General features: G+C 42.5%; 26 protein-coding genes. 8 read left to right on the forward strand and 18 right to left on the reverse strand.

Going from position 1 to position 24,053, the window contains the following annotated elements; genetic code table 11:
- Window positions 1-29: 29 nt before the first annotated feature.
- From ruvC to VQ048_RS01180, 16 genes are all read right to left on the reverse strand, one after another.
- Complete coding sequence (gene ruvC, locus VQ048_RS01105) at window positions 30-584, reverse strand: crossover junction endodeoxyribonuclease RuvC (RefSeq protein WP_327609838.1); 555 nt, start codon at window positions 582-584, stop codon at window positions 30-32.
- A 54-nt stretch (window positions 585-638) separates the two neighbouring features.
- Window positions 639-1,586 (reverse strand): serine hydrolase domain-containing protein, encoded by a 948-nt coding sequence (locus VQ048_RS01110; protein WP_327609839.1) that lies wholly within the window; start codon window positions 1,584-1,586, stop codon window positions 639-641.
- Window positions 1,587-1,643: 57 nt separating this feature from the next.
- Window positions 1,644-2,387 carry a DNA adenine methylase gene (locus VQ048_RS01115; protein ID WP_327609926.1) on the reverse strand — a complete coding sequence of 248 codons (744 nt, stop codon included), beginning with the start codon at window positions 2,385-2,387 and terminating at the stop codon, window positions 1,644-1,646.
- Window positions 2,371-2,706 (reverse strand): hypothetical protein, encoded by a 336-nt coding sequence (locus VQ048_RS01120; protein ID WP_327609840.1) that lies wholly within the window; start codon window positions 2,704-2,706, stop codon window positions 2,371-2,373. The genes VQ048_RS01115 and VQ048_RS01120 overlap by 17 nt, the downstream gene beginning before the upstream one ends.
- Window positions 2,707-2,725: 19 nt before the next feature.
- A complete protein-coding gene (locus VQ048_RS01125; protein ID WP_327609841.1) occupies window positions 2,726-6,658 on the reverse strand; it encodes a phage tail family protein in 3,933 nt (1,310 codons plus the stop codon).
- Complete coding sequence (locus tag VQ048_RS01130) at window positions 6,651-7,070, reverse strand: hypothetical protein (protein ID WP_327609842.1); 420 nt, start codon at window positions 7,068-7,070, stop codon at window positions 6,651-6,653. Before VQ048_RS01130 ends, VQ048_RS01125 begins: the two co-directional genes overlap by 8 nt.
- A 4-nt stretch (window positions 7,071-7,074) precedes the next feature.
- A complete protein-coding gene (locus VQ048_RS01135; RefSeq protein ID WP_327609843.1) occupies window positions 7,075-11,502 on the reverse strand; it encodes a hypothetical protein in 4,428 nt (1,475 codons plus the stop codon).
- A 2-nt stretch (window positions 11,503-11,504) separates the two neighbouring features.
- Window positions 11,505-11,663, reverse strand: coding sequence for a hypothetical protein (locus tag VQ048_RS01140; RefSeq protein WP_327609844.1), 159 nt, complete (start codon window positions 11,661-11,663; stop codon window positions 11,505-11,507).
- 59 nt (window positions 11,664-11,722) lie between these two features.
- On the reverse strand, window positions 11,723-12,199 hold the full coding sequence (locus tag VQ048_RS01145) for a hypothetical protein (protein ID WP_262988006.1): 477 nt from the start codon (window positions 12,197-12,199) through the stop codon (window positions 11,723-11,725).
- Window positions 12,199-12,672: a hypothetical protein gene (locus VQ048_RS01150; protein WP_327609845.1), complete on the reverse strand. Its 474-nt coding sequence runs from the start codon at window positions 12,670-12,672 to the stop codon at window positions 12,199-12,201. Before VQ048_RS01150 ends, VQ048_RS01145 begins: the two co-directional genes overlap by 1 nt.
- A gap of 38 nt (window positions 12,673-12,710) precedes the next feature.
- Window positions 12,711-13,094, reverse strand: coding sequence for a hypothetical protein (locus VQ048_RS01155; protein ID WP_327609846.1), 384 nt, complete (start codon window positions 13,092-13,094; stop codon window positions 12,711-12,713).
- A 12-nt stretch (window positions 13,095-13,106) separates the two neighbouring features.
- Complete coding sequence (locus VQ048_RS01160; RefSeq protein ID WP_327609847.1) at window positions 13,107-13,796, reverse strand: DUF6808 domain-containing protein; 690 nt, start codon at window positions 13,794-13,796, stop codon at window positions 13,107-13,109.
- Window positions 13,786-14,115: a hypothetical protein gene (locus VQ048_RS01165; RefSeq protein WP_049589140.1), complete on the reverse strand. Its 330-nt coding sequence runs from the start codon at window positions 14,113-14,115 to the stop codon at window positions 13,786-13,788. Before VQ048_RS01165 ends, VQ048_RS01160 begins: the two co-directional genes overlap by 11 nt.
- Window positions 14,116-14,117: 2 nt before the next feature.
- Window positions 14,118-14,567 carry an N-acetylmuramoyl-L-alanine amidase gene (locus VQ048_RS01170; protein ID WP_327609848.1) on the reverse strand — a complete coding sequence of 150 codons (450 nt, stop codon included), beginning with the start codon at window positions 14,565-14,567 and terminating at the stop codon, window positions 14,118-14,120.
- A 63-nt stretch (window positions 14,568-14,630) separates the two neighbouring features.
- Window positions 14,631-15,572: a hypothetical protein gene (locus tag VQ048_RS01175; protein ID WP_327609849.1), complete on the reverse strand. Its 942-nt coding sequence runs from the start codon at window positions 15,570-15,572 to the stop codon at window positions 14,631-14,633.
- A gap of 30 nt (window positions 15,573-15,602) precedes the next feature.
- Window positions 15,603-16,529: an HK97 family phage prohead protease gene (locus tag VQ048_RS01180; protein WP_327609850.1), complete on the reverse strand. Its 927-nt coding sequence runs from the start codon at window positions 16,527-16,529 to the stop codon at window positions 15,603-15,605.
- A 176-nt stretch (window positions 16,530-16,705) separates the two neighbouring features.
- Here VQ048_RS01180 and VQ048_RS01185 point away from each other — a divergent pair, with 176 nt between their 5' ends.
- The 8 genes from VQ048_RS01185 to VQ048_RS01220 all read left to right on the forward strand — a co-directional run bounded on the left by VQ048_RS01185 (window position 16,706) and on the right by VQ048_RS01220 (window position 23,482).
- Complete coding sequence (locus tag VQ048_RS01185; protein WP_015345329.1) at window positions 16,706-17,170, forward strand: helix-turn-helix domain-containing protein; 465 nt, start codon at window positions 16,706-16,708, stop codon at window positions 17,168-17,170.
- Between the two features lie 4 nt (window positions 17,171-17,174).
- The gene (locus tag VQ048_RS01190; protein WP_327609851.1) at window positions 17,175-18,689 is read left to right on the forward strand and encodes a hypothetical protein; all 1,515 of its coding nucleotides are present in this window, start codon (window positions 17,175-17,177) and stop codon (window positions 18,687-18,689) included.
- An 18-nt stretch (window positions 18,690-18,707) separates the two neighbouring features.
- Entirely contained in the window at window positions 18,708-19,118 is a 411-nt protein-coding gene (locus VQ048_RS01195) for a phage protein Gp36 family protein (RefSeq protein WP_327609852.1), read from the forward strand.
- On the forward strand, window positions 19,118-20,407 hold the full coding sequence (locus VQ048_RS01200) for a phage portal protein family protein (protein WP_327609853.1): 1,290 nt from the start codon (window positions 19,118-19,120) through the stop codon (window positions 20,405-20,407). The genes VQ048_RS01195 and VQ048_RS01200 overlap by 1 nt, the downstream gene beginning before the upstream one ends.
- A 62-nt stretch (window positions 20,408-20,469) precedes the next feature.
- Window positions 20,470-21,723 (forward strand): phage minor head protein, encoded by a 1,254-nt coding sequence (locus VQ048_RS01205; protein WP_327609854.1) that lies wholly within the window; start codon window positions 20,470-20,472, stop codon window positions 21,721-21,723.
- Window positions 21,724-21,839: 116 nt separating this feature from the next.
- Complete coding sequence (locus VQ048_RS01210) at window positions 21,840-22,361, forward strand: phage virion morphogenesis family protein (protein ID WP_327609855.1); 522 nt, start codon at window positions 21,840-21,842, stop codon at window positions 22,359-22,361.
- Window positions 22,358-22,789, forward strand: coding sequence for a hypothetical protein (locus tag VQ048_RS01215; RefSeq protein ID WP_327609856.1), 432 nt, complete (start codon window positions 22,358-22,360; stop codon window positions 22,787-22,789). The genes VQ048_RS01210 and VQ048_RS01215 overlap by 4 nt, the downstream gene beginning before the upstream one ends.
- 312 nt (window positions 22,790-23,101) lie before the next feature.
- The gene (locus tag VQ048_RS01220) at window positions 23,102-23,482 is read left to right on the forward strand and encodes a hypothetical protein (RefSeq protein WP_264314787.1); all 381 of its coding nucleotides are present in this window, start codon (window positions 23,102-23,104) and stop codon (window positions 23,480-23,482) included.
- Between the two features lie 31 nt (window positions 23,483-23,513).
- On the opposite strand, the gene VQ048_RS01225 is transcribed toward VQ048_RS01220, so the two are convergent.
- Both VQ048_RS01225 and VQ048_RS01230 read right to left on the reverse strand, forming a co-directional pair.
- Complete coding sequence (locus VQ048_RS01225; RefSeq protein WP_264314788.1) at window positions 23,514-23,687, reverse strand: hypothetical protein; 174 nt, start codon at window positions 23,685-23,687, stop codon at window positions 23,514-23,516.
- Window positions 23,687-24,028 carry a hypothetical protein gene (locus VQ048_RS01230; protein ID WP_264314789.1) on the reverse strand — a complete coding sequence of 114 codons (342 nt, stop codon included), beginning with the start codon at window positions 24,026-24,028 and terminating at the stop codon, window positions 23,687-23,689. The genes VQ048_RS01225 and VQ048_RS01230 overlap by 1 nt, the downstream gene beginning before the upstream one ends.
- Window positions 24,029-24,053: the final 25 nt, after the last annotated feature.

Here is a 24,053-nt window from a genome sequence, read left to right on the forward strand (position 1 = left end):
TTGAATGCCTCGCTTCGTGCGGGGCGTTTTTATTTGATGCGGTCGGGGTTTTGTTTGATGAAACTTTCCCATCCGGAGTAATTTTTTTCTTTGGCCATTGTGCTGGAATTAAAATGATGGCAGACGGCTACGGCCAGTCCGTCGGAGGCGTCGAGGTGTTTGGTGGGAAATGTTTTGAGATTCAGGAGGTGCTTCAGCATACCGGCCACTTGTTCTTTGCTGGCGTTTCCGTTTCCGGTGATGGCCATTTTTACTTTTTTTGGAGAGTATTCGGTAATCGGAATGTCGCGGTGCAGTGAGGCGGCCATGGCAACGCCTTGGGCTCTTCCCAATTTAAGCATGGATTGAACGTTTTTACCGAAAAAAGGAGCCTCTAAGGCCACTTCGTCGGGGTGGTATTCGTCGATTAGGGAGAGGGTTCGTTCAAAGATGTGTTTTAGTTTGGTTTCGTGGTTAGGAAGTTTGCCGAGGATGAGCTCATGAATGGCGGTTAAGGTTATTTTGTTTTTTTTTACGGCGATGATTCCGAAGCCCATGACGGTGGTTCCGGGGTCGATGCCCATGATGATTTTTTCTGTTTCCACTTGGCAAATTTAGTTTATTTTTCTGTTGGGAGAACTAGGCTGGGGGAGTTTTGATTAAGGGATTAGCTTTTCTTTCCGAGTTAGAGAGGCTGTTTTTTCGGCTAAATCAGCGGCTCTTTTTACTTCTTTGTGAGGGAGAAAAAAGGCATCTTTGGCTTTGGTTTCGTCGGCGATGTTGGAAAGAACAACCACAGAGGTTTGCGATTCGGGGTAGTAGATCAGCAGGGAAGGCGAACCTTTGACGTAGCCGGTATGAAAATAGGCTTTCGGGCTTTCGGGGTCGGGGTTTATCATGATGCCATAGCCGTACCCTACGTTTCCTAAAATATAATGGTTTCTGGAAGCCGTGATGGAAGTCATTGCTTTCAGCGATTCGGAATTAATGATTTTTCCCCCGAATAGAGCTTTGTTCCAACGATGCAGATCTTCGGTGGTGGAGAGAAGTCCGCCGGCTGGGGTGGATATGTTTGGGGAAGCCAGTCGCAGGGGCATTTGATTTACGGGAGAGGGGAGCTCGGTTGTACCGGTATGTGCGCTGGCAAAACGGGCGTTTTGGGGGAGGTTTTCGGGAAAGAACGAAGTCCGCAGGCCTGCTTTTTCAAACAAGTTTTTTAAATTTTGCTCGTAGGTTTTTCCGCTGGCTTTCTCGATGATTTTTCCTAAGAAGAAATAACCTTTGTTGGAGTAGTTGTAATCGGTTCCGCTTTTGAAGAGCAGGCGCTCGCCGAAGTCGTTCAGCCCGGAAGTATGGTTTAGGAGTTGTTCTATGGTGAGTTGTTGGTATTCTGTGGTTTTTAGTTGGGGTAAATAAAGTGCGGCAGGGTCAGTGATTTTTAGTTTTTTTTCCTCTTGAAGCAGTAGGATGAGAACCGCGGTGAATTGTTTGCTGACTGAGCCTATGGCAAAGATGCTGCTACTATCAATGGGGGTTTGGGAGGTAAAGTTTTCGTAGCCGTTTGCTTTTTCGTAAAGGGTTGTTTTTGGGGTTTTTATAATCGGCAAAACGAAATATACAAAAATTTAGTTTGAAATGTACATTTTTTGACACAAAAAGAGGGCTTATTCAGCCCCTTTTTTATAGTGATACATCAAATCTATATAGCTAGATTTACTAGTAATTTGGTTGTTCACTGCGGTGCAGGTTGCTCCCTTGAATGGGTTGGCGTTCTCGGCTGTGCGGGTCTCTAACCACTGGCAGAGCTCCACAATCTGTGATTTATTACTCGTAAAGTAGAAGTAATTAGCACCCTGCAAGGTCTCCAGCACTTCCAAATAATCCGTTAGGTGCCAGTAGTCTTCATTTTTATAGGTGGCGGTATCTGTGCTTAGATACGGTGGGTCTACTAAGAAGACCACATTAGCATTATCTTTCCACTTTGCAAATAAGCATTTGTAATCCTCTGAAACCACCTCTATACCTGTGAGGTAATCGCTTGCAGTCTCATAGTTACTTTTTCTGATGCTGTTGTATAGCGTGTCTTCTGTAAAATCCTTCAACTTAGTTCCGTAATTCATAGAAAACTTAAGGGAACTAGATAGGCTTATCCAATCTACAAAACCTCGTTCGTCAGCTTTTTTAAGTATATCACAAACAGCTTCTCGTTCTGCTCCTTCTATCTTTTTGCCTCTTGGTGTTTGCAAGTTCAGTAAAATCAATAATTCTAATTGCTGTCTTAGATGTATTTTCTCGTGGTTTAGGAGATACTTGTTGTTTTTATATTCTTTCTTCTTCAGAAAGATGAAAGGAAACACCGCCATCGCGGTGTAACCTTTCGGTACTAAATATTTATTGACTACCACCATCTTTTACTTCTTCTTCTGAAACTTCTTTTTCAACTTCATACCCGTTGATGATTTCTAAGATAGTGGAAAAGGCGGTATTGACTACCTGTAAATCTTCCACACTATTTACGCCCGTTCCATTTAATGACAGCCCTCCTCCTTTAGAGTAAGAACCTGATAAGGTCTTCCCATCTTTCAGCTGAGTGCTAAAATTAATCGTCTGAGGCGATTTAGTGTTGTAATCGGTTTCATACTGATAATAAATCGCCTTCTCTCCAATGATTTCCATTAGCGTCGTGGCCACTCTTTCGTTCACTTTTTGTAATTTTTTCGTTTCCATAGCTATTTTATTTGTTTTATTATATCCTTATTAGCATTCCATTTTTGAATATCAAATACTGATCCCAAAAATCAACCGTCCCGAATGCATTTCTACTACCCACGCTTAATCTGACCCTCCCAGTAAACCCTTTTTCCCCGCCAACAAACACCTCGGATTTCTCACCCATTATCAGGTTCCCTTCTCCTATTCTGACGTCACCAGAAACAACCTCTAAAGCCGTATTTTCTACTCCGTTCTTCGCTTCAAGCCGCAGGGCCACATTATGTTTGTCGAGATCGAAGGGTGTTTTTTTAATGGTGCTTTTTATTGCTGCCGAAGCTCCTTCTGTCCCGGAAGCAATGCTGTGGGTTATTCCCATCAGCACCTCCTTCGTGTCGCCTCTCGTGTCGCCATTTTTTCGGATGAGAAATTGGGAAGGAGAAAAGAAGGCGTAGCTAGAAAAGGGAGCGAATGGGTCGTTTCCATTTCCGTCGGAAGCCCAAAGCACCGAATCTGAAATCCGCCAATCGCCGATGCTTCCGCCTCTCGCGTTCACTTCCCCTGAAATAACCGCGTCTTCGGCGAACATTTTTCCGTTATCCAACACCCGGAACGGCGCCGTGCTTTTATTGGCATAATTAGCTCCTGCTCCAAACCTCACGCTCATTGCCCCCTCGTCGGTAATACCACTAATAAAAGCGTTTTGATTAGCTTGGTTGCTTCCGACTGACATCAAGTTAGCCATCATCAACCCGCCTTGAATAGAAGCGAAGTTATCGGTCTTGGTCTTCACATCAGACAAAGAGGTTTGAATATTGTTCATCCCTTGTTGAAGGTTGGCAAACTGCGCTTCTACATCTTCAAGCGCAGGTGTCCAGTCGGTTGCTTTGTTGCCAAATTCAAATTTGGGACGGCCTACTTTCGTCAAATGCCCACTCGTCTGGACATAAATCCCCCGCTGGTATACTGCCACAATTTCTTTATCGGGGATTTCAACCGTTTCAGATATTCTTCCTCGATAGTTCTCATTCGTGCCCACGTACTTCCAGCAGCTGATCCAAATCGAAGACCCGTCTGCAAACACGAGCGAAGGCTCAAAACCTATCCTCCCTCCTGTAGCGCCTTCGATTTCTACATCCACAGATACAGTGACGGTTTTCCCTCTCAATTTCTTAAGGTCATTCTCGAAACTGTACCTAAAATCCAAATGTCCCTCCGAAATTTCCCTGTCAGAATCCAAAACCAAATTCCGCCCCCCAACAATGATGTTGTTGATGGCATTATTAAGTTGGGCAGTTGTCGCCCCTCCACCATTACTCACTATTGCCGAGGCGTTCAAAAGCTCCGTTTTAATGTAACCGCCTTGCACAATAGTGTCTCCCAACATCGCTTTTTCCACGGAGTTCTGCCACGCCATTGTGCCGAGATTATCTATTTGGTCGGCTTTTGACTTTACCGACATTATCTCTTGCTGTATATCTTCCGGAGCAGGTGTCCAGTCAGTGGCTTTATTACCTTTTTCAATTTTCCAACATTTAATGATAAATTCTCCATTTGCAGGTGCCCAACCTAAATGAGGGCGTAATGATTTGGCTTTTTTCCAAGTTCCTGTATAGCTTAGGGGCTTGAATTCGGAGTTGTTTAATTCGCCATTTAGATGAAAGTAACCCATTCCATCTTTCAGGTAAATAGTGGGCTTACCATGACCACTCAACCTTTTCACCCAAAAGGTAATAGTGAAGGCTTCACCTTCTGTCATTTGCTCCTCTATTTCGTCTATTCTTGAAAACCAGCTTGTATGCCAATTGCCGTTTGGAAGCGAGCTGGCAACCCTCAAATACCCTTCCGAAGTAATGTTGGCGATTATCCCATCTGCCGGTGCACCACTTAGAAAAACGTTAGATTCTCTTACCAGATTCCGACCTCCCACACTCACCGCATCTACCGCTTGCTGTATGGCAGGACTATTGCCCGCAAAGGTTACTTTGGCGTTTATTTCGATGCCGTCTTGTTTCAGGTCTATGTAATTGCTACCGTTTGGGCTGGCTATTCTTCCGGTGGTGATCTCTCCGGGGCTGACTTGCGTATAGCCGTGTGAGGTTTTAATTCGACGAATGCCATCTATTGCCGAAGACACCGAGCCCGCAAGAAAAAAGTAAAATATCGGATCACTGTCGAACATTATTTTTTGTTCGGTTACGACTAAGGTTGCATTAGCACCTATTTTGTCCGCCTTGACATAAATAAAATTGAAATTGTCGCTAAACTGAGCCGTCGTATTTTCTGCTAAATTCCAAATCCTCGGGGCGTTCGGGTCTATCGTTAGATGTACCATTTGCCCTGCTGTGTTCCGAAGTCTCTTACCGTCTTCGGACAAACTTAGCGCAACATCCGGAAGCGAAAACTGCTGCATCCGGGAACCCACCGAAAGCATCCCCGTTTCAATACTCAAAGGCTTTATCTTTTGAGCATCAAAATAGCCCTCATTATCAAACACATTGTTTTTGATTTCTTCTGCAAATAGCCACGAACGGCGAGCCATTTGGGCGTTGTGTTTCTGCTCCTTGCGAAGGCCGGAGAGCACTTTTTCTTTTTCGATGTAGTTACGGACAATCTGCGTAATGGTTGCCTGTTCTGCGATTTCAAAACTAACATCGTAAGGATCGTTGAGGTTTCGAGTGATACTAATGATTCTAATATCATCGTCTAATCCAAAGTCCAAGTCTTTGAATCTCACCGTATGCCCCAGCTTCAAATTGAAATTTATTTTTTTCAGATAAATAGGATCGGGTTCTACGGCATAGATGAATCGCTGCTCACTATTTTTATCCAAATAGTCTTGTGCAGCAGCTTGGAGCTCCGCCTCTGCCTTATCCACATAAGCCTTTGGCATGGCTATATCGACAATAATATACTTATCGCCCACTTGCGGCCTGAAGGTGTCGGACGGAATTTCAAAGCTCTTTTCAGCGTCGTTTTTTAGAAGCGTGAAGGTTTTGGTCGCACTATCAAAGCCATACTCCCGAACTTCCAACGTGTAACCCGCCAAATCGCCCGTTTGAAAGATAACTTTTGCCGATATACCTTTTTGTAGTATGGTGTTTCCATATTCGTTGTACTCGTTTAAATCAAAATCTAAAGTGCTATCCGAGAATTTTAAAGGATTATCTGCATAGACTTGTGTAACAGTACCTACACGCTTTGGGTAAATATCCTCAAAGGGTTGTGTATGTTCTATAACACCGTATTTATCGGTGTTTTTCTCCAAAAAAGGCACTGGCATACGCAAGAACTTTTGCCCATTGCGATAGTTCTTTGGGATATTTCGGGAAGAGCCTCGCGCATACAGACGAGTAACTAAGCTACTCTCTGTGTAAGGATTTCGGGTAATACCTTTCAGCCCTTTGCTTTTGCCATATTCCAAAGTGTAACCAGACACCTTTTTTCTTTCTTCTAAATGAATAGATTTGTCCTCATCCACCCAAAACTCCAAACCAAAATCCTCCGCTATACGGGTAAGAGCGGCGAGGCAATTATAATCGCTGAAATCTATTGTTTTAGTTTCGGTGCTATCTATATTCCCAACGCTCCAGCCTGTTTGCGTTCGGTTGGCATTAGCCACTAAAAGCTCTATCATTTTTTGAGCGGTTGCCGTGATAGAAAATTCCGAGACATTAAGTTCATTGTTTTCATCATAGAAAAAATATTGAGCTTCAGCGAGGCGGTATTTTTCGCCATTGAAAACTAAGTTGTAAACATACTCCCGCGAGCTTTTTTTATTAACCACAGGCTCCTGTGAGATGTAATAAGTTTTGCCATAAACCTCCACGGCATCGCCTATGCGGAAAAGCACGAAGTTAGGCAGCGTGAAATCCATTGTAACGGTCTCCTCACCAAATAATTTTTCGGTAACGGAGCCTTTCGATTTTATTTCAGCTACTATTGTTTTATTTCTTTCAATTCTAAACACGGCTTATCACTTTTAATGTTAGATCAAATTTCACGAAGACTTTTTGGACGTTTTTAAGGCGTTTTAAAACCTTTTTAAAATTGCTCGATTTCTTATAAAATACTTTATAGGTTTCTTCATGGTCAGAAATGTACAGAGATAAAAGCCCCGGCTTTTTCAGCTCGTTGAACAAGTCGCCGTGGTAATCCCAAAATAGCCCGTCATTATCGGCGAGGATTCCCATTTTCAGGGTTACTTCCTTGTCCTTGAATTTAGGCTCGGAAAGGTCGTACTCCGAGCCGTTTTCTTCAGGCCAGTCGTTTTCCAGCACTTCTTTCCTCTCGGGAAAAGCGAGCAGTTCCTCCGTTCCGGTCATTATTACCGTGCCAATATCGGAGAGTAGTAGGTCGTTCAATCGGTCTTTAAATTCCATATTTTTAGATTAATCCGGATGCTTTCAAGTCGTTGTATTGCGAGCTTATTGTTTTTTCTACTTTTTGGATGTTGTCGTCGATGTCGTGCAACTTTTCCGTGTTTTCCGCTGTTTTTCGCGTGTTTCTTTCGATTTGTTGTTGGATTTGGATGAGCTTGGACAGCTTTTCTAATCCATCGGTTCCGTTGGACTTCATCATCTTGACGATCTCAATGACATGAAGCCGAAGCCCGGCCATGTGTCCGGTCAAAATGCCAATACTTTCCTCCGAGGCTCCCTTGATTGCTCCTTGCAGGCTGTTTATATGTTCCTGCTGCTGGATGACGCCGATGCCGGCTTGGTTTAGCATTTCAACTTTTTGGCGGCTTTCTTCCACGATCGCCATGTAAAGTTGATTGAACTGCTCCCTCTCTTCGGCAGTGATGACCCCGTCGGCCATCATTTCCGCAAGGGCTTCGTGGAGTTTTTGGGTCTTTTCTTTAAAAATATCTGTTTCCAAGCCTGCCAACACCGCATTACGAAGGAAACCTTCGATGTCGTCGGCGAAGTCTGCAAAGCTCTTTTTTCCTTCGGCTATGCCTTTTTTTATGCTATCCGCAAGGCTGTTGGCCGTCGTTCCCGAAATGGCCTCCCGAAGTTGATTGTCCAGCTCCCTTTGGGCTTGCTCAATGGAGCCATATTCTTCCCGCAATTTTTTCAATTGCTCGTAGGCCGCTTTGGCATCACCGGTTAGTGGCTTTTCGGCATTGAGTTCTTCGAGGCGTTTGAATACCTCGTCGGTCATTTCAACCTCGTCGGGCTCAAACACCCTCACTTTTAGGGGAATGCCTCGGAAATTGGCAATTTCCTTTTCTATCCACTTACCCATGCCGAGGGCTTCGGCAACGGACGCCTTTTGTTCCACGGCTCGCGTTTTTCGGCCAATACCTAAGAAGCCGCCGTATCTTTCGGTCTTCATTCCTATCACGGTGTCGGCGTTCATCAACCGCCGGAAAACGTCCTCCTGATCCTTTTTCACCTGCGCCATGTTTTTTCGGTGGGCTTCCATTTCTTCGCGAATATTCGTAACCCTCGACTTGTACAAGTCATTCAGACGGGCCTCTTCGATGATTCGCTTTCGGAGCTCGGCATTGTAATTGATCTGCGCCTGGAAAATCTCATCGTGATATTTTTTAATTTCCTCCTGGGCTTTTCTTTCACTCTCTCGTGCTTTGGCACCGATGGAAAATACCGAAACAACGGCCTTGATGGTCTTGGTGATTCCCCCCACAATATCGCCCGAGGCAAACGACGCTGCGGCGCCGGCCACCTCACTCGCGACATTGAGAAGCTCGCCCATGGTTTCCACCGTGTCGCCAAGCCCTTCGTCGTATTCTTTCAACGCCCCTCCAAGCTCCGAAAAAGCCCCACCCAATTGCCCGGCTACTTCCGACACCCTTGCGAATTTTTTCGCGAGAATATCCCGTAATCTCATATTGACCGCATCGAGGGCTTCCATTTCTTCCGAAACATTACTCACGCCCTTGGCTTGCTTTTCGGTGATTCTTTTTAGGAGTTCCTCCTTTTCTTTCAAAAGCACTTTTTCCTCAACGCCGACATCCGTGGAGGCCATGACGGCCTTTGCTTTGGCTATTTCGCCGTCAATAAAAGCCTTTTGTTGCTCATCCATATTGTCCCCGGCCGCGGCGCGGTATTCTTCGAGCGATTCGATTCGGGATTTCAACTCCCGCCTCGTGATGCCTATCAGACTTTGCGAAAGCCTTTCCATCACTGTCTCCCTCTCATAGGCCTCACTATTCACCGCATCCAAGGCGGCCTTTTTTTGAAATTCGAGCTCGGCCAGCTTGGCCGCTCTTATTTTTTCATCCGCGATGAGATGGAGCTGCGCTCGATCTTGCTGATAACGGGTTTCAATCGCCTTTCTTTTTTCGTCCAAAGTAATAAGCGCGTTGTACGTGTCGATGTATTTTTTCTCCGCTTCTTTGTTTTGGTCTTTTTCGTAGTTGCTTTTTTCGGTGTTGAGCTTCTCCAACTTTTGCTTTTGCTCCGGAGAAAGACCATCGCCGAGGGCTTTTAATTTTTCAATTTCCGCTTCAATGAGAGCGCCGTAATTCTCAAACTCGTCCATTTGGGCTCGGTAACGATGCTCGGCCTCTTCTTTTCCGACGGCTGTTTTGAACGCTTCATAAGCGGCGAACATTTCTTTTTTTTCTTCCAGTTCTTTGAAGAACTTATCGTTCTTTTGTTTTTCGGTGGCGGAGGCTTTTTCAGCCACTTCCAGTAGGTCGATGCGCATCATTTCTTTGGGTGAAATTTTCGCTTTTTTCCCATCCTCCCTTAACTTGGCATACTTGTCCTCGATGTCCGCAAGAGCCTTCTCCGCTTCATTCATTCGACCTTTTTGATATTCCCGCTCCGCTTTATCAATCGCTTCGATGGCTGACTTTCTCGCGGCGGCCTCTTTTTCGGCTTGTTGCTTCGCTTTTTTTGCTGCCGCTTCCGCTTCGCGTTGGCGTTTTTCGGCTTGTTGCTTCGCTTTTTTTGCTGCCGCTTCCGCTTCGCGTTGGCGTTTTTCGGCTATTCTTTTCGATTCGTCCGCCTGTTCTTTTTGGACGCGTGCCTGAAAGACCTTTTTTTGGTGTTCGTTTTCTTTGAATTTTTCGGTGTCTTTTTTGTACATTTCCGCCTTATTAGCGAAAATTTTTTCTTGCAGCTTGTTCGCTGCTTTTTTGTTTCCGGCCGCCTCTAAAATTTCGATGCGTTTTTCCAGTTTGGCATTTTCTTTTTCCAGTTGTTCGTTTCTTTTGTTTTCGGCATTAGCTCTTTCGGATTCATCGAAGCCCTTTTTCCCGGCATTGATGAAATTATTACCCACATTCGTCGCTTCTTTGAACGCGCCTTTGAAGTCTGCGTTTAAGAGCTTCATTAAGGTGTTGAATACCGTTTCGTAAAGCGACAAATAAGCCCGCAGAAAGCCAAATAGGTAGGATTTCATCTTGTCTATTTTATCGCCAAAGCCATCCAACGCCGGAAAAGAATTTTTGATGCTCGCCGTCACTTTGTCCCAGTTGGCGATCAAAGAGGCCAAAAGAATGACGATAAGGCCGATGCCGGTAGAAGCAAGGGCTATTCGGAATAATTTGAGCGCGCCGGAGCTTGTCCCTACAACGGCGGCATAAAGCCCTTGGGCTTTCGTTTGCGCCATGGTCGCAATGCTGTCGGCTTTTTTCATTTCCGACTGGATCTGCTGCAACGCCTGCAAAGCAGACATGGCGGCCGTGATTTTCATGATGCTTTGTTCCACGGCATCGTTTTCGGCGCCGAACAATGCGGAGGCGCTTTGGGCTAAGGAGTATCCCGATGCCACGGCGGAGGTTGCCCTTATCAAAGTGTCTAAACCACTTGTCGAAGAGGCTGAGGCATTGATTTCTTGGTTTGTCGAGGCAATGGCAGCTCGGACTTCTACAGCTCTGTTTCTTAAGGTCGCATATTCCGCCGAATTCTGCTGTCCGGCCATGCGGAGGCGAGCCATAGACTGCACCAAGTTTGCCAGCTCCGTTTGGAGATTGACCGTCTTTTCTTTGTTTTCCTCTAACTTGTTACCGAAGTCATCAAAGCCCTCTTTTCCTGCATTTTTCAGTTTTTTGATGCTGGTTTCTAAATTTTCAATATTTTGATTGAGAATTTTTATTTTTTCGGGGTCAGTTTCGCCGTTGAGTTGATTTTGAAACTCTTTGAGAGAATCGGTCATTTGGTCGATGCTGTTGCCTGCTGTGTCGTAAAACGGTGGCAGTCTACCCAGCATTTGGTTTGCTGTTTGGATGTCTTTCTCTAAATCTTTGAACGCCTGAGAACCGCTGTCCATGGTTCCCATTTTCGCTGAAATAAAGTCAATGACCACGCCCAATTTTTCCAACTCGTCGTTAGCGTTGTTGATTTCCGTACTAAGCACTTCCAACTCTTCGGGAGAAGCAAATGAGGGCGTGAATGTTTTATCCGAAATTTGGTCTAATAATCGACCTGCTTCTTGGAGTTTTTGGTTAGCTTTTTCCATTTCGGCAGTGTCTATCAACGCCGCTTTATTATTTGCCGATTCTAAAATGCCTTTAATCGCCTGCTGGGCTTGTTGCAGTTCATAATAATAAATACCTAACCGCGTAGGGTCAAAAGTATTAGCGACTTCACCTCTCAAATAGACTATCGTTTCAGCGTGGCGTTGGAGGGCTTTCGTTTGAGCATCTGTGAGCTCTGCATTTTTTGATAATGCCCCAGAAGCGGATAGTTGAGTATTGATATACTCCTTGAATTTAGCTTGAGCATTGTCCACACTTTTCGTTTGCTCCTGAGCCGCCTTAACCATCTTTGCAAATTCTTCAAAGACGGTACTATTATTCACGGTAAAATCTAACTTGATAGGTTCTAAATCGCTCATAGTTATTCTGTTTCTATTTCTTCCGCTCCCAGCCACTCGGCGAGTTCGTTAATGTTATTCAATTTCTTAGGCTCTTTCTTTTTGTATTGGACTTTTGGAGCATCAGTCAGCATCATATTTAATTCGGCAAAAGTGCTTTGCAGGACTTCCTTTTTACTCATGTGTAGTTTGTGGCAACAATAGCCTACAAACCCAAAAACGCTATGAAAGCTATCGCTTTTTAACTCGTTTTCTCCGTCGGACTCAGGTTCATGGGTTTCGTTATCCTCGTCTCCTGTATCAACCTGATAGTATTTGTAAAATCCTGCACACCGCTAAATGCCACCAAAAGACTAAATAAATAGGACATTTCCTCTGTGTTTATGTTTTTTCTTAATCGCTTAGCCAGCCAGCGAACTTTCCAGTTTATTTTGGTTTCGTTTCGGATAGCCATTGCCACGATTTCCGTGATGCGTACGCCGTGATTGGATAGAATTTCCAACGCTTTTTGCATAGAAATTTCGTCTTCTTTGAGGAAAATACCTGTTTGCAAAAACGCTTCTGATATAGCCAACTGACTTTGCAAAGTGGGCGTTTTTAGCGTTAGTTTGATTTGCTTTTTGCCAAACAGCCTAAGAAAAAAAGGAGCGGGGAGCATTAACTCCACGCCCCTTTTTAATAATAGTTTAGCTGCTTTTATTTCTGTTAGTTGCTCCATTATGCAGGCTCTTTTATACTTATTTTTGCAAGCGGTCTAAAGGTAATTTCCAATAAAGCCAGCTCTTTTTTCTTAAGTTTAATATTAAGCCTTGCAAATACTTGCACTTTAGGGCATTTAATTAAATGTCCAGTGTCCGCTTCTATCTGTAAAGCCTTAAATATTGGCGTATTGTCGCCCTCTTTCCACTCGCCTGATAATACAGTACCGCCCTTTACAGATTTGATAAATTCAGCCGTATAATCGTAGGTACTTACTTTTATATCTCGCTTTCCTTTTTCTTGAAATACAACGATAGGCTCATCGCTTTGGTCGCAAAATTCTTCAGACAAAGAACCTTCTTCTTCTGTCATCTCAAAACTATCCCTGTAAGTTTTAAACGCCGTAAGGGCATTGTCCTGTGGCATTGTTGTTTTGTTTACGACCTCCCCAATTTTGATAGTTTTAAGACTGTATAATGCTTTTTCTGCCATGTTATTAGTTTTTAATGGTTTTTTAAATGATTTTTAAATTAGTCTTCAACCGAAGCTCTTAATTTTCCAAGCCCGATATTATGCGGGGCTTTCTTTCCGTGCTTGGCTTCATATTTAGCCATTAGCTCGGCTCTCTCATCATCTTCGGCTTTAGTTTCTTCGCCCGCTTGGTCTTCGGTTTGTATGTCCGCTTCTGAAACAAAGATTTTCTGTCTGAAATCTTTTCTCTTAAAGTGATGCACTTTTTTATTTTTCAGATAAGCGGCTTGATTTTCCGCTTTTTCCAATTCCTTAAACCCTTGCATGTCGGAAGTGATGTAAACCTCTTCCAGTTCGGGGTAGTTTTCAAAAATCTTTTTAGCCTCTGCTGTTGCTAGTTCTAAAAGGCTTAATGCAGTTGTCGTATTCTCTAAATTGCTCACGATGTTTATTTTTTAAAAGTTGATTAAATTATAATTGATACCTAGCCCTATGACGGGGGTGGTTTGTAGTATTCCGTTGTTAAGGGATATACCATATCCTGCGTGTACGCCTAGCCCCCAGCGAGGCAGGGGCTGTCCCCTAATGCGGTAGCTTTTCAGCCCGTTAATTTGCACCCTTGGGTCGTCAGACCATACATCTATGTAATGGTTTGTCTTTCCGAAAAGCCACTTTTTATCCTTATAGCGAGCTTCGTTTAACCTAATATTGTATCTAAATTCCACGCTATCCGTCTGCGGATAATAGTTTAGATTTAGGTATTTATCTTTGTGGGATAATACCTTATCTCCATTAGGCTGAGTAAACTCGCGTAATTGGAGGCGAGCTATTAGCTCGGCATTTATCTTACTTACTTGGTCTATCTTTTTGATGGACATTTTAAGTGCTTGCTCTAGGCTATCTGCGTAGGTTTTGCCGATAGCGAGTTGCTTCTCATTCGTGGTCTCCACTACTTTCTCTTTGAAGACCGTGTGCTTGATGCTGTCTCGGTAATAATGATTTATAATTTCATTTTTCCCCGAATGCTCTATAAGCTCCGAAATTTGTTGCTCTTTTTTGCCAAGCTCCCATTCTCTCTTTATGTGTAAAAACACACTAAAACCAAGCAGTAGAGATAAAATGATGATAAAAATTTTACTTTTCATATTTATAAATTTTGTTGATTAGCGGTTCTGTATTGCTTTTTATTAGGCTGTCCTGTTTTTGCAGTCGTTTGTTTTCTTTTTGGTAGAAAATCATCCGTTCATAGAAGTATATTCGTTTATTTCTTTCAACTAGAATAGTGTCGTATAGTTTGAATATCCTGTCTTTACAATTTTCATCTACCTCTTCTCGCCGATTGAATAATACACCTATCACACTACCGAACATTAGAAGCAAGCCTATTAAAAGTCCTATCACAACCGCTTTAGGATCTTTCCTTATGTCTTCTTGTTCAAAAGGTTGTGGTAGGTGCGTTTTCATAATTAAAAATTGATTTCTTTAAGCCACTTTCTTGTGTCAAAACTGGGGCATTCTTTCGTCCACTCGTGAGGGGAGATAATCCCGTCGCCATTCAAATCGGGCGATAAATCCCGATGTCCGAGAATTTCTGCGGTTGGATATTTCGCTTGTAGCTCTCTCAAAAGTTTTACTTGTGAGGCTTTTTGCTGAACGGTTCTGTTATCAACCGCCTTGCCTTTTTCTACTCCTCCAATGTAAGCAGCATTAATAGCATTTTTGTTACGCCCTTTTACCCCATTAGTAATGGTGTTTAAATCCGCAAGCTGGACGATTTCCCCGTCGGGCTTAATAATGTAGTGGTACCCGACATTTTTCCATCCAAGTTTTTCTCTCCAAAAGCGTTTAATGCTTTCAATGGTGGTGTTTTGAGGCGTTGCCGTACAATGCAAAACGATATACTTAATAGTTCTCATAGGTTATTAGTTTTTAAATGCAGGGACTAAGGGAATAATCCCTGCAATTGGTTTTGGTTAGTTTTATGCGTTAGCTTGTTTTAGTACCGCAATGCCTTCAAAATCCTTTCTCTTGGCTCTTCCTCCCATACGAACTAAGAAAGAGTAAATATCCCCGTAGTATTGTGGGTCTTTCTCTCTCTCAAAAGTCTCCAAATCTCCAAAGGCTTTCTCTACCATAAATTTGTTCCAGAAGATTCCAGCCTCGGAGTCTGTATTATCTACCACGGCACCAAAGGCTTTAAACTCTTTGCTGGCAGTCATTGTAAATACAGAAGAGCGAAGCATAATATTAAACCCTTGTACCTTAAACATTACACCTAACCTGCGTTCTTCTTCCGTTACAGATTGCATATAGGTTGCGGTAAGTTGGCTATCCGCAGGGAATAAATCCAAAATGGCATTTGCTGGTAATAGAGCGTACATTTGTCCCTCTTGCCACGCTTTTTGAAAGCGGATAAGATTTTGCATTCTTTGCAAATCCGATAATGTCCACTTTTTACGATTACCCGTTGCTCCTTCTAAAAGTACAGTGGTTGCCGTACCTGTGGTTTCTAAAATATTTTTTGTCGGTAGCGTTTTATTATCTCCAACAGGAGACACTACCATATTCGTCAGCATACCCTCTGCGACTTCTTCCGATAAGTTCGCAATATCTTGGTCTAATATTGAGCGTCTCTTATCGTAAGATAGCTCCACCGTCTCCGCGTGTGGAATGTAAATTGGGTCGGTAGTATATTCGTCTATTTTATAAAGAACTTCTCCGTCCGTTCTTTTTTTCACTTCTGCTGGGAGAGTGGTCCTGTTTTTAACTACCTTAGATGGAGCTCCCGCTTGTGGTATGTGTACTATCTTTCCGTTAATAATATTACTATCCGAAACATCGGATATATGATTGAGGAAGCTATTATCCTGCTTTAACTTCTCCTCAATGGTTGATTTCCAAATTTCTTTTTCTAGTCCCATGGTTATTTGTTTTAATGGTTATTGTTTTAGTTACTTGCCGAATTGCCTCTTTTTGCGTTCAGCGAAATAGTCAGGATAATCGGCTTTTAGTGAAGCTAAATGGTTGCCTTTGTCCAGCTCGTCCCAAGTCATCTTATCAAATGCAGCGAGTTTTTCCTCATCGCCTTGTAGTTGTTCTGAAACCGATTTTCGTTTTGGTAAGGCTTTAAGTAATGTTATAGCAGAGTCGTGAGCCATTTCCAAAATCGGGGCTTTGCCCGCCTCGTCCAATCTTCCGTCCTTTACCGCTTGCTCTACCTCTGCGGTAAGTAGGGCTTTTAGCCGGTTTTGCTCTGCCGTTTTTAGCGTTTCATTTTCGGCTTTTAGCGCTGCTTTTTCGTTTTCTGAGGCGGTGAGTTTTGCCTCAATTGCTTTCACGGCACCAATGATTGCCGTTTCATCTGCATTTGCATCTAATTGCAGATAGGCTATTACTTGTTTCATTGTATTTAGTTTTGAATGATTATTTTTTGCGGATAAACAAAGACTGGTAACTTCTTTGTCCGATAAGATTTCGCCTTTTTCATTATACAAGGCGATAGCGTTGGCATTGGAAGGCACAGCCACAATAGATGCCTCAAAAAGTTCACACTTCGTAACGACTAATTCGTCGTTAATCAATTCCATACCGTTAGGCTCAATAAAAATGCCTATGGAGCAGGCTTTTATTTTTCCAGCATTTACTTTCCTCACAACCTCTTTTCCGTCGGGGTCTTCGGTGTCAAATTCAGGCGAGGCGGTTAGAAAATTACCGTCTATGCTTACATTTCCCCAAGTTCCTAGAACATCTTTGGTATTATTCGAGTGGTTATTTAGGCACACAGGGTTATCCAAGAACCTCGATAGGCTGATACCACTATTAAGCACTCTAAAACCTTTGGAGTTGATTTTCGTTTCGTCATTTAGTATGAATTTCATCTGCCTGTTTCTTTTAGTTTTCGGGGCAAAATTGGAGTAAGAAAAAGGCTCTGAAAAGCTGGCGTTTTATGGTACTGTTAAATTCGGGGTATCATACCCTAAAAATTAGGGTATCATAAATTAACAGCTTTAGAAACTACCTTTAATGGAGGAATTTTGCCATAAAACTAATCGCTATGGCAAAGAAAGGGAGGCTCTCTAATAAGGAAAGAGAGCAAAAAAAGGAATACGCTAAAATCTTGTTTCTACAAGAAAAGAACATCACCATAAAAGACCTCGCCGAGCGTGTAGGAGTGTCCGTCAATACGCTCTCCGAATGGATAAAAGCCGAGAAATGGGAAGGGCTGAGAAGAAATATTTTGCTTACCCGACAAGAGCAACTCGTACAAATGCAAGATGAGCTGGCAGAACTCAACGCTTTTATAAAAAAGCAAGACGAGGGATTTCGTTTCGCCGACTTCAAAACGGCTCAAATCCGAAACCAACTCATTAAAAATATTAAGGATTTAGAGACTAAGGCACTTTTGCCCGAAATAATCAATGCCTTAACCCAATTTCTAGACTTTGTGAGAGCCGAGAACCTCGAAGATGCCCAGTTGTTAGCAGATTACACCGATACATTTATAAAATCAAAACTCTAACGCTATGCTAACAACCAAAAGATTAACTCCAGAGGATAGAAAAGCGTTAGAATTTTGGCAACAGTACTATACCAATCTTCGCCAAAAAGCCAGCGTGGACTTATCCGAAACCGCCAGCGACATCGAGAGGCGAAAAAAACGTTTAGAAGCCAATCCCGAAGAGTGGTTCAAATACTATTTCCATAAGTATTACAAATGCGAACCTGCGGAATTTCACAAAGCCAGTACCAAGCGTATCACAGAAAACATGGAGTGGTACGAAGTGCGTGCGTGGTCGCGGGAACTTGCCAAGTCGGCAAGAGCCATGATGGAGTTTACCTATTTAGCCCTCACGGGGAAAAAGAAGTTTATCATCATCGCATCAGCTACCAATGAATCTGCCGTTCGTCTTTTAAAACCTTTTAAAAGTGCTTTTGAAAACAACAGCAGAATTATCCACGATTATGGCGTACAGCAGAACCACGGACACTGGCGAGAAGACCAGTTCACAATCAAAAAGGGGGCGATGTTCATCGCCGTTGGGGCGGGTAACGCACCCCGTGGAGCGAGAAACGAGGATATACGCCCCGATGCAATTATCGTGGACGACTTCGACACGGACGAAGACTGCCGAAACCCCGATACCGTAGATAAAAAATGGGCTTGGTTTGAAAAAGCATTGTATGCGACACGCTCGGTTTCCGAGCCTTTGACGGTCTTGTTCAACGGAAACATCATCGCCGACTACTGTTGTATCAAAAAAGCCATCGAAATGGCAGACCATGCCGATATTATCAATATTAGAGATGAAAACGGAAAATCTACCTGGCCAGCGAAAAACAGCGAGGAACATATCGACCGTGTGTTGTCTAAGATTTCAGCCCAAGCGGTGCAAGGCGAATATTTTAACAATCCTATCAATCTTGGAAAAGTATTCAAGGAGCTGAAATATGGCAAAATTCAACCGCTTAAAAAGTATAAATTTCTTGTTTCCTACACCGACCCTTCCTATAAGAAAAACGGCGACTACAAGGCGACGGCTTTGGTTGGAAAATACAAAGACGAATATCATATAATAGATATGTTTTGCCAAAAAACTTCCACCGCAAAGATGCTGGAGCATCTATACGAAACGGACAAAAAAACGGCAAATTCGGGCGTTTCAGTCTATTATTACATAGAATATCCGTGGATAGATGACACTCTGAAAAGGGAGATAAAAAAGGCGAATAAACGCTATAACATTACGCTACCACTCAAAGCGGACGAACGCAAAAAGCCCGAGAAGTTCTACCGAATAGAGAGCAATCTCGAACCTCTCAACCGAAACGGAAAATTCATTTTTAACGAAGAGTTAAAAGGGCGAGAGGACATGAAAGAAGCCGAGTTTCAATTTTTGGCACTATCGCCAAAGAGTAGAGCTCACGACGACGCTCCCGATGCCTGCGAGGGTGCGATTTGGATAATTAACCATAAAAATATAGACGGCGACCACCGCCCGAAAGCGCACGAGAAGCCGACCAATAAAAAACGATACTAACCCCTAAACGCAAAGACTATGTACATAGAAATAGAAGAATTAAAAACGCATTGCCACGAGACAGAACTCCGAGCGATTATCCACGACGACGAAACTATCGCCTTAGCGTGTATAGATATGGCGATTGAGTTTGCCACTACTAAGCTAATGAAAGACTATAATGTCAGTGAAATTTTCGCTAAAACAGGGACAGAACGCAATCCGCTGTTAGTGAAGATAATCAAGGACATTGCTGTTTGGGAAATCATGGGACTTTCCAACCCAAACATAGAATATTCGGATAAAAAATTCCGCTACGAACAAGCGGTTAATTGGCTGAATGCCGTCTATAAAGGTATGCCTGCCAATCTCCCAAAACTGGAAGAAACCGAAGACAAAGTAAAAGCATTCAGCTATCATTCTAATCCACCAAGACAAAACCACTACTAATGAAAAACGAAAAAACGAATAACCAAAATCAAGGGCTAAAAATTAGCCAAGTACTGGTCGTAAAACCCGAACGACACAGTCCGCTTGACATTCAAAATTGGACATCTGCACTTTCACAGGCATATAGAGGAAAGCGACAACGCCTTGTTGAGCTATACAATAACTTATTGCTGGACGGCGTGCTTTATGAGGCGATGGACAAACGATTACGAGCCATTACCAATGCCAACCTCACTTTCCAAAAAGACGGAAAGGAAGTAGAGGAAATGTGGGACTTTATGGACACGCCCGAATTTGAAAACCTTTTGCGTGAGATTCTATTGTCTAAATTTTACGGAAAGTCTGTAATTGAGTTGGATTTTTCCAACGGCTTCAAAATAAACAGTATAGACCGCAGGCATTTAGACACTTTAAATAAAAAGATTCTAAAAGATACTTCGAGCGATGAGGGCTTTCCATACGAAAACGACGACTTCCTTTTGAATGTTGGGAACGATAGAGATTTGGGGATTTTCGCTCGCACCGCTCCTTACGCTATTTTCAAACGAAACGGCGGAGCAGATTACGCCCAATTTTGTGAGCTGTTTGGCATTCCTCAACTCATCGGAAAATACGACCCCGATGATGAGAACGGACAAAGAGAAATGGAGGAAGCCTTCCAAAAAAGAGGCTCCGCAGGAAGTATGACCATGTCCAAAAATTCCGAAGTTGATACGATTAACACCAGCCAATCCAACGGAGCCGTACACAAAGAATTTCTAGACCATTGGGATAAACAGATACTCATAAGTACCCAAGGGCAAACAATGACCACAACCGACGGTACTTCGTTAGCCCAAGCCAAAGTACACGGCGACACCGAAGACGATTTACAGAGAGCGGATAAAATATTTGTTCGCAGATTTCTCAATCAAGAGTTAAAGCCAAGACTTGAAAAACGAGGTTATCCCGTGGCGGGCGGTTTCTTCAATTTCATAGAGGAAAAAAGGGAAATGACGGCAAAGGAAAAAATGGAAATTGCCGAGAAAGTACACAATCTGACTACCGACGGCGTGGACGATGACTACTTTTACGAAGAATTTGGTTTGCCAAGAGGCAAGAAAATACAAGCCGAAGCCCAAGAACCCAACACCGAAGAGGACGAAGAAAGCAAGGAAACAGAAGAAACCAAAGAGAAAAACAAAGACCAAAATCCAAAAGAAAAAACACCTAAAAAGAAAAAAGTACAAGCCAAAGAGTTAAGCCTTTTTGAAAAGCTAAAGGATTTTTTCGCCCACGCTCCTCGGTAGTTTTCTATCTATACGAGGAGCTGGATTGGGAAGCATTAGAACTGGAGTATCAAAACTGCTGCGTGCATTTGTCGCACAACAACGACCAGCCCGACTGGGCGGATTTGTTGGCTAAGGATTGGCTGGACACCATTAGAGGTATTTACAAAGAAAAAACACCTCCAAAAGGCGGCTTTTCTACGGCGATAGTGAAGAAGACAGGAAAAGAACTATCCAAAGCAGTAGATAAAGGCTACATCTTGGACGGTATAGACTATGGCACGCCCGATTTTATCGCCCGAGAGGTGCTAAAACGAAATGTTTGGAAATTCTCCGTTGCGAAAAATTATAACGACTGCATTCGTCTTAATAATTTATTGCTTCGTCCCGACGGAAGCATACGCCCATGGCATGAATTCAAGCGAGAGGCGATGAGGATAGTCGGAATGTCTAATCGCTATCTAAAAACAGAATACGACACGATTGTTGCAGGGGCGATGATGAGCCGTAAATGGCAGGAAATCCAACGGGATAAATACATTTTTCCGTTCGTGAAATTTATGGTAACTATGGACGACCGCACTTCCGAAATATGCTCCCCGTTACATGGCATTGTGGTTTCTGTGGACGACCCTTTTTTACAGCACTATTTTCCGCCGAATCATTTCAACTGCCGAACCGATGTAATTAAGCTAAGAAATGCCGAGCCAACGCCACAGCGTTTATTGCCTTACATTGATATTCCAAAAGCCTTTTTGAATAATGTGGGGGCTACGGGCGAAATTTTCACAGAAGATAATAGATACATTGCGAATACGCCCCAATTGACAACTGATGCTTTGAGATACATAGAAATAGACGGAGTGGAAGTTTCTACTTTGGCAAAAAAACACACAACCTCCGAAACAGAACGGACAAGGGTGGAGCGTGAGTATGAGAATAGAATCACAACCGCCAAAGCCCTGAAAGAATATTTTGAAGCAAGAGTAAAGGTATTGCCCGAAATAAAAGCTGAGCATTGGTCTTACGATTTTCATTTCGAAGCCACCCCTTACTATGGAAAAGTACCCGATTTCAATATTGATAATGATTTCTGGGAAATGGAAAGCTACGAGGGTAAATTCAAAATTGGAAAAATTGGATCCATGATCAAACACGGGCAAGAGCAAGCCAAGAATGTTGTCATCAAATTGAACCACAAAGTCCATTTAGAAAGAGTAATAAAACAGCTCAACGAATTAGATCTCAATGAAGATTTTAATTTTTTAGCCGAACAAATTGTAATTGTTTCTAAAGAGGGCAGGGTTATTTACCGATATAAAAAAGACCGGCCATAATTCTAAAACGAACTATGGCCGGTGACCTTATAAAAGGCGTGTCAGAGGTTTTACGCCCCGACAATGCAAATATACGAAAAGTTTTATTAAAAACAACTTTAAAACCATTTTAAAAGATGACCGCTGAAGAATTATTTAAAAATATTGAACAAAAAACATCCCAGTTTATGCGAGAACTTCCACCGATTATCGGCGAGGAGGTGGTGCATTTTGCACAGGATAATTTCGACCGACAAAGCTACAATGGCGAGGCGTGGCAAAAACGAAAAAATCCCACCAAATGGGGAAAACGAGACGAAGAGGGACGAGCATTGCTCGTCAAAACCGCAAAACTAAGGCGGAGTATTCGGATTGGACAAGTGTGGGAAGATAAAGTAAGGGTAGTCGCAGGTGGGGCTGATGTTCCTTATGCTAAGGCTCATAACGATGGATTTTCGGGAGTAGTAGAACAAAAAGTTAATCCCTTTCTAAGACGAGGTAAGAAAGGCGAACCTATCGCTGTAAAAGGGCATACCCGAACCATTTATCAAAACATACCCAAACGCCAATTTATAGGCGATGAGGAAAGCTCTGCCGAGCTAAGGCAGAGAATACAAAACACGGTAATCATTGAACTTAAAAAAATATTTAAAAAATGAAACGACTTTACAACAAGCTCCTGGAGCTTCTTAAAGAAATTCCCGAAATCAAATATATAGACTTGAACTTCGGGCAAATAATGGAAGAAAAACCGCCTTTGGCATACCCTGCCGTGCTTATTGGTATTAACATAGTTAGTACAGATACTTTCCAAGATATATTCCAACAAATCAACGCCGAATTCACGCTCACACTGGTAGTCAAAGCAGGTGATACCAGCTCGCTTACCGAAGAGAACAGGAGAGAGCAAGCAATGGCTTATTTGGATTTGTCGGAGAAAATTTACAACAAACTGCAAGGCTATGAAGATAACCATTTTGATGCGTTTACTTTTCAAAGTGCTACGGAGCAAAATTTGAGAAAAGGTCTAAAGACAGTTGCTTTGCGTTACTCTTGTGGGTGGAAACAAGAGGCGACCAAGTCATAAATGGGTAAGCTTGCTTTAATTCCGCAATGCCCACGCCTTGCAATTCTAAGCGGTTAATATACGCGGAGTATTCCGAAATAAGATCGCAAATACGGCTTTCCGAAAGGTCAAACTCGGGGATTAAGTTTTCTAGGCAACGAGAGAATTTCAACCCTAACAAATAGGAATAATAGTAGAACCGTGCCGCCAACTTCTCGTTGCGATAGCGGATAAGTTCCGTATTTCTACCCTTATTTGCTAAACCTCTCATACTCGCAAAAATACAAAAACCCCGGCCTTATTGCAAGCCGGGGTTTTTACTATATTTGGCAAATGGAAAATAATAATGATTGGGCTGATAAATTGGCAAAAAAAATGCTAAATAAAGCCAAAACCAAATTTAATTTTAAAAATCATGAAGAAGTTGATACAGATGGGCTCGTATCATTTTTGGCTGATGAGTTTTTAAAAAACTTTAGAATTAAACAAAAATTTGACCTAAAGACTGATATTATTACATATAAAGTTAAAAAATACAGCGGTCTAATTCTTTTGTTCCCCAATAAAAAAAATAATTATCATAGTTGTCAATATGTAAGGGAAATACTTTCTAATTTTTTAGAAGAAAAAAATAGCGGTGATTATATTGTGGACATAGAGTATTTAATTGAAAATGGCAAGATTTTTAATTACAATATTCTGATGAAAGAATAAAAAAAAACGCTCGGAAGTTCCCAGCGGTTTTTTATTTTTTCTCCTCGGCCTTTTTTATGAGGCGATAGATAGCCTCTATCCCTTTTTCTATTCTCGGCTTAGCCGAAGAAGTCGAATAGGCTGCCGGTGTTTTATATCCAAAAATTTCAGATATGTCGGCATCTTTTAGACCGAGTTCTTTTTTGATTTGTTTGATGTTTTTCATTAGTTGAGTGTCGATGTTGAACTTTCGGCTATATTTTTATCCTCCCAATCAAAGTAATCGGTTAGAAATTTCCAAGCATTCTTAATTACTTCTGATTCGTCAAGCCCTAGATATTCGCAATTATTCTGAACAAAAGCAATGCCCCATCTTTCATTCTTATATGTTTTCTCATCAGCTAATCTCAAGCTGTGGGCTTTAATTTGATTGAGGTTTATAACCTCAATCAGCGATATAGCTTTCACGCAATAGACCCAAAGTCTATCGTCATTTGGCGAGCCATCTTTTATTGGCAGCTCCGCCAGTAGAAATTCTGGCGTTTTGTAGTCAAATAAATAACTCATATCTTTGTGCTTTAATTGTTGTGCA

This window comes from Bergeyella anatis, assembly GCF_036016955.1.
GTDB lineage: Bacteria > Bacteroidota > Bacteroidia > Flavobacteriales > Weeksellaceae > JAYWXI01.